Source organism: Micromonospora sp. CNZ299 (genome assembly GCF_002754415.1).
This window is the reverse complement of record NZ_PEFG01000001.1, coordinates 5,079,932-5,091,772: the sequence shown is the minus strand read 5'-3', so window position 1 is coordinate 5,091,772 and position 11,841 is coordinate 5,079,932. Positions and strand designations below refer to the sequence as shown.

The 11,841-nt window shown below is 73.1% G+C and carries 13 protein-coding genes; 5 read left to right on the top strand and 8 right to left on the bottom strand.

Annotation, left to right across the window (positions count from 1 at the left end):
• From CLT68_RS23235 to CLT68_RS23215, 5 genes are all read right to left on the bottom strand, one after another.
• The gene (locus tag CLT68_RS23235; RefSeq protein ID WP_099853991.1) at positions 1 to 1,260 is read right to left on the bottom strand and encodes a phage tail sheath family protein; all 1,260 of its coding nucleotides are present in this window, start codon (positions 1,258 to 1,260) and stop codon (positions 1 to 3) included.
• 23 nt (positions 1,261 to 1,283) lie between these two features.
• Positions 1,284 to 1,982 carry a carboxypeptidase regulatory-like domain-containing protein gene (locus CLT68_RS23230; RefSeq protein ID WP_099853990.1) on the bottom strand — a complete coding sequence of 233 codons (699 nt, stop codon included), beginning with the start codon at positions 1,980 to 1,982 and terminating at the stop codon, positions 1,284 to 1,286.
• Positions 1,979 to 2,587, bottom strand: coding sequence for a glycine zipper family protein (locus CLT68_RS23225; protein WP_099853988.1), 609 nt, complete (start codon positions 2,585 to 2,587; stop codon positions 1,979 to 1,981). The genes CLT68_RS23230 and CLT68_RS23225 overlap by 4 nt, the downstream gene beginning before the upstream one ends.
• Before the next feature lie 10 nt (positions 2,588 to 2,597).
• Positions 2,598 to 2,942 carry a hypothetical protein gene (locus CLT68_RS23220; RefSeq protein WP_099853986.1) on the bottom strand — a complete coding sequence of 115 codons (345 nt, stop codon included), beginning with the start codon at positions 2,940 to 2,942 and terminating at the stop codon, positions 2,598 to 2,600.
• A gap of 146 nt (positions 2,943 to 3,088) precedes the next feature.
• Positions 3,089 to 3,883 (bottom strand): LppM family (lipo)protein, encoded by a 795-nt coding sequence (locus CLT68_RS23215; protein ID WP_099853984.1) that lies wholly within the window; start codon positions 3,881 to 3,883, stop codon positions 3,089 to 3,091.
• A gap of 170 nt (positions 3,884 to 4,053) precedes the next feature.
• On the opposite strand from CLT68_RS23215, the gene CLT68_RS23210 reads away from it, so the two are divergent.
• Complete coding sequence (locus CLT68_RS23210) at positions 4,054 to 4,521, top strand: NUDIX hydrolase (RefSeq protein ID WP_099853982.1); 468 nt, start codon at positions 4,054 to 4,056, stop codon at positions 4,519 to 4,521.
• Here CLT68_RS23210 and CLT68_RS23205 read toward each other — a convergent pair.
• On the bottom strand, positions 4,491 to 5,651 hold the full coding sequence (locus CLT68_RS23205; protein ID WP_099857519.1) for an FAD-dependent oxidoreductase: 1,161 nt from the start codon (positions 5,649 to 5,651) through the stop codon (positions 4,491 to 4,493). The two genes, CLT68_RS23210 and CLT68_RS23205, sit on opposite strands and share 31 nt — an antisense overlap.
• A 66-nt stretch (positions 5,652 to 5,717) precedes the next feature.
• On the opposite strand from CLT68_RS23205, the gene CLT68_RS23200 reads away from it, so the two are divergent.
• A complete protein-coding gene (locus CLT68_RS23200; RefSeq protein WP_099853980.1) occupies positions 5,718 to 6,347 on the top strand; it encodes a TetR family transcriptional regulator in 630 nt (209 codons plus the stop codon).
• Positions 6,348 to 6,484: 137 nt separating this feature from the next.
• Positions 6,485 to 7,609, top strand: coding sequence for an FUSC family protein (locus CLT68_RS23195; protein ID WP_088948402.1), 1,125 nt, complete (start codon positions 6,485 to 6,487; stop codon positions 7,607 to 7,609).
• Between the two features lie 41 nt (positions 7,610 to 7,650).
• Here CLT68_RS23195 and CLT68_RS23190 read toward each other — a convergent pair whose 3' ends face one another.
• Positions 7,651 to 8,349, bottom strand: coding sequence for a phospholipase (locus CLT68_RS23190; RefSeq protein ID WP_099853978.1), 699 nt, complete (start codon positions 8,347 to 8,349; stop codon positions 7,651 to 7,653).
• Between the two features lie 87 nt (positions 8,350 to 8,436).
• Positions 8,437 to 9,429, bottom strand: coding sequence for a LacI family DNA-binding transcriptional regulator (locus tag CLT68_RS23185; protein WP_099853976.1), 993 nt, complete (start codon positions 9,427 to 9,429; stop codon positions 8,437 to 8,439).
• A gap of 160 nt (positions 9,430 to 9,589) precedes the next feature.
• Here CLT68_RS23185 and CLT68_RS23180 point away from each other — a divergent pair, with 160 nt between their 5' ends.
• Together CLT68_RS23180 and CLT68_RS23175 are read left to right on the top strand one after the other, a co-directional pair.
• Positions 9,590 to 10,852 (top strand): MFS transporter, encoded by a 1,263-nt coding sequence (locus CLT68_RS23180; RefSeq protein ID WP_099853974.1) that lies wholly within the window; start codon positions 9,590 to 9,592, stop codon positions 10,850 to 10,852.
• A gap of 73 nt (positions 10,853 to 10,925) precedes the next feature.
• The gene (locus tag CLT68_RS23175) at positions 10,926 to 11,822 is read left to right on the top strand and encodes an aldo/keto reductase (protein ID WP_099853972.1); all 897 of its coding nucleotides are present in this window, start codon (positions 10,926 to 10,928) and stop codon (positions 11,820 to 11,822) included.
• Positions 11,823 to 11,841: the final 19 nt, after the last annotated feature.

Sequence of the window (11,841 nt, the reverse complement as noted above, 5' to 3'; positions counted from 1 at the left end):
TCAGCCTCCGATCGTCTCGGTCTCGGTGCCGCCGGCCCACTGGCTCAGCTTGAACACCACGAACTCGGCGGGCTTGACGACGGCGATGCCGATGTGGGCGATCACCATGCCGGCGTCGCGGACGTCCGGCGGGTTGGTCTCCTCGTCGCACTTGACGAAGAACGCCTCCTCGGGGCTGCGCCCGAGCAGCGCGCCGTCGCGCCACACCCGGGTGAGGAACGCCCCGATGTCACGCCGGATCGAGCGCCAGAGGGTGAAGTCGTTGGGCTCGAACACCATCCACCGGGTGCCGTTGGCGATGGCCTGTTCGATGGCGATGCTGAGTCGCCGTACGTTGAGGTAGCGCCACTCGCTGGCCTCGGCGGCGAGCGTACGGGCACCCCAGACCCGGATGCCCTCACCGGCGAAATAGCGGATCACGTTGACGCCCTTGGGGTTGAGCACGTCGTGTTCCGGTCGGGTGACCAGGTAGCCCAGGTCGACGGCGCCGCGTACGGGTTCGTTGGCGGGTGCCTTGTGCACTCCGCGCAGGGCGTCGGTGCGGGCCCAGATGCCCGCCAGGTGCCCGCTCGGCGGGGTGAGTTCCAACTCGCCGCTGATCGGGTCGCGGACCCGCAGCCAGGGGTAGTAGAAGGCCCCGAACTCGGACTGCCGGGGCCGGTAGGCCGCCCCCTCGTGCCCACCGGAGCCGCCCGGCTGGGTCGAGCCGCCACCGGGACCGCCCGAGCCGCCGCCCGTACTCTCGGCGGGCTTGGGGGGTTTTCCCGACGACGGTGTGGCGACCCGGGTCAACGCGGAGATGTCGTCGATGTCCGGTGCCGGGTCGCAGATCGCGACCATGGTGCGGGTGCGCTCGGCCATGCTGAGCAGCGCCTCGTGCGACACCACGTCATGGAAGCCGGGCGCCGCGATGATGGAGATCTCATCGACGGCCTCCAGTAGTTGCAGACCGCCACGGCGTTGGCCGCTGCCGGTGATCGCGCCGCCCTCACCCACGTTGACCACCCAGCAGCGGGCGCCCCCGTTGTCCAGGAAGCCGAAGACCGCCCGGGCCAGCGGGGTGCTCTCCACCCGCTCACCGCCGGCGAAGAGCCGCAGGAACTCGGTCCAGTTGTTGACCGGCACCGCCTTGCCCAGGTGGGCGGAGCGGTCCGGTGCGATGCCGACGAACGCGGCGATGCTGGTGCTCGCCGGGCCGATCGGTCGGGCGCCGCTCGGGACCTCCTCGACATAGATGCCGGGGGAGAAGTAGCTGGGCATCGGTCCTCCTGTGCGGGTGGGTGTCAGTGGGTCGGTGGCGCGCAGACGATGACGATGTCGGCCTCGGTGGGGTCGACGTCGGCGGTGAGGACGAGGCCCCGCCCGGTCAGCCGGAGTCGGACCGGAGCCGGGTGCTCGGGGTCGTGCGGGATGCCGACGATCAGGAACCGGCCGTCGGGGTCGGTACGGGTGGCGGACCCGGTGCCGGGTAGCTCGACCCGCATCGCCGCCAGTGGTTGGTCCTCGGGACCGACCACCCGGCCGGCGAGGGCGCGCACTCCCAGTTGCCGCAGGCGCAGCGGTTGCAGCACCGGCGGCGCGGCCGGGGTCGGGTGGTCCACCTGCGCGGGTACGTCGATCAGCAGCGCCGGGCGCGGTGCCGAGCCGAACGCCGCCCACAGTGGTGGGTCACCGGCCTCCAGGACGACCGGATAGCTGCCGTCGCTGGTCGCGGCGGTGAGCACCCGGTCCAGCCGGGGCAACCCGGCCGGCCCGGTCACGCAGAGCAGGAAACGGACCGTGAACCGGTACGGCTCACGGACCGCGCCGCTGGAGCGGGTCTGCCGGGCCGGGCGCAGCTCCAGCGGCCAGAGGGTGAGCCCGTCGGCGTCGCCGTCGGTGCGGGGCGGGCCGACCGGGACCGGTTCCCCCGCCGCGCTGGTCAGCCAGGCGACCAGCTCGGCGGTGGCCGTCTCGATCGGTCCGCGCCCGTCAGTGGTCATCGCGGCGGCGTCCCCTGGATCCGGTACGCGATGGCCTCGTTCCACACGTGCGGGTAGACGCCGATCTCGAAGTACCGGGTGAAGCGGTTGATCGGGGCGTTGGCGTGGTCGTGGTAGAGCAGCCACACCGGGGCGATGGTGAACAGGACGTAGTTCGCCAGGACGAGGGGGATGTAGAGCGGCCCGAGCAGGCGACCCTGGAAGATGTGCACGTCCTCGTGCCGCTGGATGCCGGAGCTGGAGCCGGCGCAGACGGTGCCGATGGTGGTGGCGTAGCGGGGCGAGACCCCCTCCACCACGCTGACCCGTCCGCTGCCCTGTGAGGTGGGCCGGTCCAGCGAGTGCCCGAAGATCAGGTGTGCGGCCAGGTAGATGGCGCCGACGACCGTGTTGAGCAGACTCCAGGTGTGGTCGACGACGAAGAGGAAGATGCCGCGCGCGTCCGGCGCGTACACCCCGGCGGAGGCCACCGCCCAGCCGAAGACCGCGCCGACCAGCAGGCCCACGACGGCGCCCACCATCAGCCCGATCGTGCCACCGGCGAGGAAACCGAACAGGGCGCCAAGACTGACCTGGACCGCCGCGCTGATGATTCCGAAGACCATGACGTCACCCTCAAACCCAGGAACGGAAGACTCGGGGCTCACGACCCTGTGCGACCTGGGTCGGCGACGGCTGCGTCGCCTGTCGGTTGCCGGGCGGGAACTGGTTGACGCCGAGCGCGGCGGAGAAGATGACCAGGGCGTTGAAGAACGCGATGACCCACTTCTCGCCGCCGGCGTCGTCAGCGAATGCCGCTGTCACGTAGGACAGCAGCAGTGCGATGCCGATGGCGATCCACTTGCGGAACTTGTCGCCGCTCGGGCCGAGCAGCCCGCCGATGACGTTGGTGGCCAGCAGGGTGGCGGCGCTCGCGCCGGCGATGGTCCCCAGAGCTGCCCAGGTGAAGAGATCGTTCACGGCGATCCCCCTTTTCTGCGATGGTGCGACCGGGATGTGGTGGTGGTGAGGTTCGGTGCTCCCGGTGGGGAACACCGGGGCCGGTCGCCGTCGTCTCGGGGGCGGCCGGGGCCGGGCGTGGCCGGCTGAGCCGGCCACCAGGTGGATCAGCCGGGCCCCGGGGCGCCGACGGGCGGGCCCGGCGACGTCGGACCGGGCGGCGTCGGGCCGGGCGCTGCCGGCGTCGCGGCCTGCCGGCGGCGCACCAGGAGTACGCCCACCGCGGCGAGCAGCAGCAGCAGCAGGAGCGCGCCGCCGCCGACCAGCAGCCACGGGAACCCCCCGCCGTCGTCCCCGGCGGCGGCCGGCGAGGCGGACGTTCGGGGTGGCGCCTCGGCGACGGCCCGCAGCTCGCTCGGCTTGTCCTGGTTGGAGTCGACACGCCAGCTGACCGACCGGCCGTTCACCGTGCCATTGCTGTCGATCACCCGGCCGGGAAATGTCACCGAGATCTCGAACGACATGAGCTTGAGGAAGGCCTGCTGCTGTTGCGGATTCTGCTGCGCGACCTTTCCGCCGTATTTCTTCGGGTCGAGCGGCAATGTGAAGCGATACAGGTCGCCGTCCCGGACCAGTTTCACGCTCTCCGTGTCGAAACCCGCCAGCGGTGCCTTGCGATAACTGATCTGGGAGCCGAAGAATTTGCTGTCCTCGTACCCGGTCTCCTCTCCGGCGGGCAGGGCCGGAATGTTCTGCCGCAGCTCCGCGAAGGCGGCCGTGATGTTCTTGTTCCGGGCGCTCAGCACGGACTTCTCGGCCGTCAGCAGCAGTTGCCCGTCGACAGTGTCGTTGGCGTTGACGGTGAGGCCCATGTTGAGCTGCATGCAACTGCTCAGCGCGGCGAGAAGGACGAGACACACCGCGACGCGGAGTGCCTTACCGCGGTTGACTCTCCTGTTCATGGGCTCAGTGTGTGTGATCGCTTTCACAGTCGGCAGTCAGCGATCGGTCACAAGGCAGTCGCCGATTGTACCGGCGCGCTGTCGCATTCGTTTGAGCCCGACGACAGCCCGAATGACTATTCTGGAGCTTTGGGGCGACATCAGTTGTTCGGCGACCGTAGGCTGACCGAATGATCATTATCGCGTGTGTGCTCCTGGTGGACCCCGGCGGGCGACTGCTGCTGCAACTGCGCGACAGCAACGCGCCGCACCACCCGGACGTCTGGGGTCTGCCCGGTGGCCACGGCGAGCCAGGGGAGACGCCGGAGCAAACCGCCGAGCGGGAGCTGTGGGAGGAGACCGGCCTGCGTGCGGACGGGCCGCTGCGCCCGATCGCCGTGCAACCGTTTCCCGAGCTGGGCTGGGTGAAGCACTACTTCCTCGGCCGCACCCGGGCCCGACAGGAGGACGTGGTGCTCGGTGAGGGCGCGGCGATGGTCTTCGTACCCGGCGACGAGGTGCTCGACGGCCGCCCCTGGACACCGGGTGCCGTCGAGGTGCTGACCCAGTTCCTCTCCTCACCCGAGTACGCCGCGATGACGACCGGCCGGGCGGTCACCGGGCCGGTTCAACCCGCCGGAGGGCTCCAGTCCGCATAGCGGGCCATGCCGCGCAGGGCGGCTCGGCCCGGGGTGAGCCGCAACGCGCTGTCCCGTACCGCGATGGCGAGAGGGTTGCGCAGTTGCTGGCCGTAGCGGCCGGCCCGGAACGCCGCCCGGGCGATGGCCTGACTGCGCGGGCGACGCTGCTCGTCGTACGCCGCAAGGGCGGCCGGCAGTCCGTCGGCGCCGCCGGCGCAGACCGCGCCGAGCACCACCGCGTCCTCGATGGCCTGCCCGGCGCCCTGCCCGAGGTTGGGTGTCATCGCGTGGGCGGCGTCGCCGAGCAGCGCCACCCGCCCCCGTACGTACGAGGGCAGCGGCACGGCCAGGTGGTGGATGTCGTTGCGCAGCACGACGCCGGGTGGTGTCGCCGCGAGCAGCGCCGGGATGGGCGCGTGCCAGTCGCCGAAGCGCTCCCGCAGGGCCGCCAGTTCGTCGGGGGCGTGCTCTCCGGGCGGGGCGTTCACCGCGCCGTACCAGTAGACCTGGCCGTCGCCGAGCGGCACCATGCCGAACTCGGCACCAGGGCCCCAGCTGATCGCGGCCGGGACCGGCTCGGCAAACGCGATGGCTGCCCGCCACGCCGTCGAGCCCGCGTACTCCGGGGCGGGGTGTCGCGGCCAGAGCTGGGCGCGGACCCGGCTGCGCAGGCCGTCGGCGCCGACCACCAGGTCAGCGGTGAGGGTCTGTGAGCCGGCAGGCCCCCGGAAGCGCACCTCGGCGCGGTCCGGGCCGGGCTCCACGTGCTCCACCTCGGCGCTGGTCCGCAGCACCGAGGCGGGCAGTGCCTCGCGCAGCGTGCGGTGCAGCGTGGTCCGGTGGACGCCGAGCGCGGTGGTGCCCAGCTGCCGGATCATCTCCGCCCCGTCCACCCGGGACAGCCACCGCCCGTGCCGGTCGCGGATCCCGCCGGGCGCCTCGGCTCCACCGCGGCGCACGGCCGGGCCCAGGCCGAGGGCGTCGAGCCCGCGCAGCGCGTTGGCCATCAGGGTCAGGCCGGCGCCGACCTCGCGCGGCTCGGCGGCGCGTTCCAGCACGGTGACCCGCCACCCGTGCCGGTGCAGGGCGAGCGCGGCACTCAACCCGCCGATTCCGGCGCCCACCACCACCGCGTGTGCGTCAGCCATGTCGATCACCTTTCTACATCTGTAGAAGAGTGATACTACCTGCGGACCACCGGAAGGGGGAGCGCCGTGACGGCCCGGACGAACCGGATCGCGTTGCTGACCGACGCGGCCATCGAACTGATCGCCGACGGTGGCATGCGAGCGCTCACCCACCGGGCGGTCGACGGCCGCGCCGGGATGCCACCCGGCACCACCTCCGCGTACCTGCGGACCCGGCAGGCGTTGATCGAGGCGGTGGTGGGACGGCTCGCCGAGCGCGACCGCGGCGACCTCGCGGCGTACGACCTGCCGACCCAGCCGCCGCCCCCGACCCCTGCCCCTCAGCTCGACGCCGACGACCTCGACGCGCTCGCCACCGGCGTCGCCGAGGTGCTCGACCGGTGGTTGAGCACCGGTCGCAGCCGGACCCTGGCCCGCTACGCCTGCCTGCTGGAGGCGGTGCACCGGCCCGAGCTGCGCGGGATCCTGCAACACGGCACCGGCCTGCGGGTGCAGGCCCGGGACCTGCTGACCCGGGCAGGGGCCGCCGACCCGCACCGGCAGGGCGACCAGTTCGTCGCGTTCGTGGACGGGCTGCTCTTCGACCGGCTGGTCGGCGCGGGCGCGCTCAGCGCCCCACAGCCCGGCAGCGCGGCCAGCCGAGCCGACCTCGGCGCCGCGGTCCGTACGCTGCTGCGCGCCCTGACCGGACGCTGACCGCCCCGACTCCGTCGTCTCCTCGGAGCAGCCCGCCGATCAGGTCTGTCGCGTGATGGGAGACGATCGCCTCGGGGTGCCGTGGGTCGGGCGGCGCGTCGCGGTGGCTGGTCGGCGGGTGTTCGGGAAGGTTGGCGATGGTGCGGTTCAGCGGTCTGCGGACGGCTGGCGGGCGTGTGCGGCACGGCTGGCGACCGGTGGTGGAGGCAACAGTCGCGGCCACGGTGGCCTGGCTGCTCGCCACCCGGTTGCTCGGGCATCCGCAGCCCTTCTTCGCACCGGCCGCAGCGCTGATCGTTCTCGGTCAGGCCCGGGGCCAGCGCATCCGCCGGGCCGTCGAGGTCGTCCTCGGGGTCGCCGCCGGGGTGCTCGTCGCGGACCTGGTGGTGCAGGCGCTCGGCCCCGGCAGCACCTGGACGGTCTTCACCGTCATCCTGCTCACCGTGCTCCTCGCGGTGGCCTTCGGTGCCACCGGCGTGACGCTGGTGCAGGCCGCGGTCTCCGCGCTCTACCTGGTGGTTGTCGCACCACCGGACGGCACACTGGTGCCGTTCCGCTTCGTCGACGCGCTGATCGGTGGCGCGGTCGCGCTCGCGGCCAGTCTGCTGGTCGACGCCCGGCGCCCCCTCGCGCCGCTGGTCGCCGAGGTTCGGCGAACCTTCGACGAGTTGGCCGGGCTGCTGGGCGGGATCGCCGACGCCCTGGATCACCGCGACGAGGCCGCGGCGGTCGCCGCGCTGACGCAGGCCCGGGGGATGGACGCCCGGGTCGACGGCCTGCGCGACGGCGTGCTCGCCGCCGGCGAGGCGCTGCAGCTCAACGTCCGTCGACGTCGGCACATCGGTAGGCTGAAGTCGGTCGACGAGTCGATCCGGCAGATCGACTACGCGGTACGCAACGTCCGGGTTCTGGCCCGCGCCGGTGTGACACTCAGCAGGACGCACGCCCCGGCACCACCCGAGCTGGGTGCGGCCCTGCGGTCGTTGGCCGAGGCGGTCCGCGAGGCCGGCGCTGCCCTCGCCGCCGACCTGACGGGGCAGGACGAGACCGCCGATCAGCACGCAACCCGGGCCGACGAGTCGGCGCTCGCCGCCGTGCGCACCGCCGGGCAGCTCTTCGGCTCGACGCAGGCCCTCCCACTGGCGATGATCATCGGTCAGGTCCGGGCAACGGCCATCGACCTGCTACGTGGCGTCAACCCCGACGACGACGCCGCCGTCCTTGCCCGGGTGGACGAAGCCCTCGGCCTCCCGGCGATCTGACCCGTCCCCGACCGACGCCCTGCCTCCTGGCCGCGGCCCGGTCAGGTGGTCAGCCAGGTGGTGGCGGCAGCGCGGATCGGCGGCGGGATCTCGTGACCGCCGGGGAACTCCTCGTAGGTGACGTCGTAGCCACGGCTGTGCAGGTGCGGGACGAGCCGGCGGCTGCACACGTCGATGGGCAGCACCCGGTCGTCGACGCCGTGCGAGATGAAGATCCGGGGGTGACCGTGGGTGACCGGTGGCGCGGCGAAACCGGGGGAGAAGGCCAGCACCGCGTCGACCAGGTCGCCGTTGGCCAGGCCCAGCGACAGCGCGTACGAGGCACCGTCGGAGAACCCACCGAACGTCACCTCCTGGATCGGGTAGCGGTCGAAGACGGTCGCCAACAGCCCGTCGATCCGCGCCACGTCCGCGCCGAAGCCGCCAGCGATCAGGTCCCAGCTGGCCGCCGACGACTGCGGGGCGACCAACAGCAGTTGGTGCTCGTCCGCGACGGGCAGCAGCAGGTCCAGCCCCTGCCGCGCCGAGCCGCCCGCACCGTGCAGGAGCAGCACCAACCGGTACACCGATCCGTCGGCGGCCGGCTCCGGGGCGTACGCCATCGCCAGCTGGTCACCGTCGGGGCCATTCATGGGCACGAGCCCGGTCGGCCCCGGCACCACCGGCGCGTGGCGGCGGGCGGTCAACCGGCCGTGCCGGGGGTCCTGCGGGGTCCGGTACGGCGGCGCGGAGTCGGGCACAGGCCACCCCTCGCAGTCGAGGAAAACGTCCGACACGGTTACCCGCCCCGACCTGGGTTAACCGTCGCCGAGGTGCTGACCGTCGACTCAGGCGCTGGCCCGGGCCACCAGGGCGGACGGGAAGAGGGTCACCGGCGCGGACGGACGTCCGTCCAGCAGTGCGGTGGCCGCGGCGGCGGCGATCCGCCCCACCGGGTGGCTCGCCGTGGTCAGCGCCGGGGCGGTCAGCCCGGCCAGCGGGATGTCGTCGAAGCCGGCGACCGCGACGTCGTCGGGCACCCGCACACCGGCGTCCCGCAGGCCCGCCATCACCCCGAGCGCGGTGTCGTCGCTGATCGAGTAGATCGCGTCGAGGTCCGGCCACTGACGCAGCGCCACGCCCGCCGCCACCCGGCCACGCGCCGCCGTGAAATCCCCGGGAAGCATCCGCTCCGGCAGGCCGGCCTGGCTCATGAGGCGGCGGTACGTCTGAACGGGGCGCTGCGCGCAGGGCAGCCACCGAGGGCCGGTCACCATGGCGATCCGGCGGCGACCCGTCGCGTACAGGTGGCGCAGCACCTCCTCGGAGCCGGCGCCGTTGTCGACGTCGAACGACGGCACGCTCGCCGAGCCGACGCCGATCGAGACCACCCTGCCGCGCAGCGAGCGGGGCACCGACTCCAACAGGTCCTCGGTGGTGTTGACCAGGATCACCCCGCACACGCTGCGATCGTCGAGCTGGTCGAGGCCTCGTGGGTCGTCGAGCGGCAACCAGTGCAGCGCCACCCCCACCCCGGAGGGCGTGCACACCCGGGCGACCGAACCGACCACCCGGTGCACGTACGGGTCGTCCAGCACCGCTGCGCTGGTGCCCAGCACGGCCACGACCATTCGTACGCCGCCACCGCCGCCGCGGACCAGCGCCCGGGCTGCCGGGTTGGGCACGTAACCGAGCTGGTCGACGGCCGCTGTGACCAGTTCCCGGGCAGCCGGCGAGGCGAACCCCGTGCCGGCGATCACCCGGGACGCCGTAGACCGGGACACCCCGGCGACCCGCGCTACGTCCTCGAGAGTGGCCGGTCGGTGTGCCGCTGCCGTCATCGTCGCCTCCCACGGCGGCCCGTGAGGTCGGACAAACGCCTGCTCACATCATGCCCCGGCCGGTCCCGGGTCGGTAAGGGGCGGTCGCCGGTTGTGGTGGTAGCGCTCTCAGGTGTGCGATCGTGCGAGGAGATCACCCCGAGGAAGAGGACCTGACCCCGTGAGCGCCCCCACCAGCCGTCCCGTTGCCCCGGACACCGCACCGCCGCCGTCACGGGCGGTGCTGCTCGCCCGCAACGGCGTGGCGGTCACCTTCACCCTCAACGGGCTGGCCGTCGGCAGTTGGTTCTCCCGGGTGCCGGCGGTCCGCGAGGCGTTGGACCTCTCCGCCGGCCGGCTCGGGTTGCTGCTGCTGGCGATGAGCGTCGGCGCGCTGCTCGCCATGCCCACCTCCGGCCTGCTCGCCCAGCGACTGGGCGCGGCCCGCACCGTGACACTGGCCACCGTGCTGGTCGCGGTCGGCCTCACCGTGGCGGGGCTGGGCGCAACGATGGCCGGCTCCTTCGCCGTCGTCGCGCTCGGGTTGGCCGCCTTCGGCTACGGCTCCGGCGCCTGTGACGTGGCGATGAACGTCGAGGGCGCGGCGGTGGAACGGCGCCTGAGGCGTACCGTCATGCCCCGCTTCCACGCCGCGTGGAGCCTGGGGTCGGTGGCCGGCGCGGCGCTCGGCGCCGCGGCGGCCCGGTTCGACGTGTCGGTGGGCGCACACCTCGTCGGGGTGGCGGTGGTCGTACTGATCGGCACCGCACTCGCGGCCCGGACGTTCCTGCCGTTGGGCGGCGACCACGCCGGCGACCCGGCGGACGCCACCCCGGCTGCCCGTCGCCGGGCGCAGCTCGCTGCCTGGCGGGAGCCGCGCACCCTGCTGATCGGGCTGTTCGTGCTGGTGGCGGCGTTCACCGAGGGCGCCGCCAACGACTGGCTGGCGGTCGCGTTCGTGGACGGTCGGGACCTGAGCGAGGCCGCCGGCGCGGCGGTCTTCGGTGTCTTCGTCGTGGGCATGACCATCGGGCGCACCGCGGGCACCGTCGCGCTGGACCGGTGGGGTCGGGTGCCGGTGCTCAGCGGCACCATCGGGCTCGCCGTGGTCGGTGCCAGCCTTGCCGTACTGGCCGGCTCCGGGCCGGTGGCCATCGTCGGCGTCGCTCTCTGGGGCCTCGGCGCGTCGCTGGGCTTCCCGGTCGGGATGAGCGCTGCGGCCGACGAGGAGGCACACGCGCCGGTGCGGGTGAGCGTGGTCGCGGTGATCGGCTACACCGCGTTCCTGGGTGGGCCGCCGCTGCTGGGGCTGCTCGGCGACGAGGTCGGCATCCTGCGCGCGCTGCTGGTGGTGCCGCTGCTGCTGCTGCCGACCCTGCTGCTGGTGCGGGTGCTGCGCCCACCGCACGCCGTCGAACCGGCTCCGTCAGCACACAAAAACTAACCCCATTCACCGCCGAGCGGTATCGGGTGCGCGGCCGACTGCGCCGCGTACCCGGGCTGGTTAGTGTCGCCCGATGCCAACCGACGAGATCACCGCCGCCGCGGCGGGCACCTGGACCCTGGGCGACCGCACCGTGCACCGGATGGGCTTCGGCTCCATGCGGATCACCGCGAACCCTGACCGTGACCGGGCCGTCGCCCTGCTGCGCCGCGCCGTGGAGCTGGGCGTCAACCACATCGACACGGCCGCCTTCTACGTCTCACCCGGCGGCACCCTGCGGGTCGGCACCGGCCCGGCCCGCTACGCCACCGAGCTGATCCGCGCGGCGCTCGCCCCGTACCCGCAGGACCTGGTCATCGCCACCAAGGTCGGTTTCGGGTACGACCCGGAGGCGGGCTTCACCGAGGCGCTCACCCCGGCGCAGTTGCGCGACCAGGTGGAGGACAACCTGCGCCGGCTCGGCCGCGACCAGCTCGACGTGGTGAACCTGCGCCTCGGTCGAGGGCCCGGTGCGGTGCCGCTGGCGGAGAGGTTCGGTGCGCTCGCCGACCTGCGTGCCGCCGGGCTGATCCGACACCTCGGGCTCTCCAACGTCCGGCCCGAGCAGCTGGACGACGTGGCGGGCATCGCGCCGGTGCTGTGCGTGCAGAACAACTACGGGGTGGACGCCTACCGCGAGCAGGACGCGTTCGTCCGGGCCTGCGGTGAACGGGGCATCGCGTACGTGCCGTTCTTCGCGCTGGCCGGCACGGGCAGGGAGGCGGGCGCGAGCGCCGCACAGGGCGAGGCCGTCGAGGCCGTCGCCCGCGCCCACGGCGTCACCGCACATCAGGTACGCCTCGCCTGGACCCTGCACCAGGGCCCCCACGTGCTCGCCATCCCCGGCACCGCAGACCCCACCCACCTGGAGCAGAACATAGCGGCGGGAGCCCTGACCCTGACCCCCGAAGACCTGAAGAACCTGGCCTAACCCCCACCCCCACCTGCCC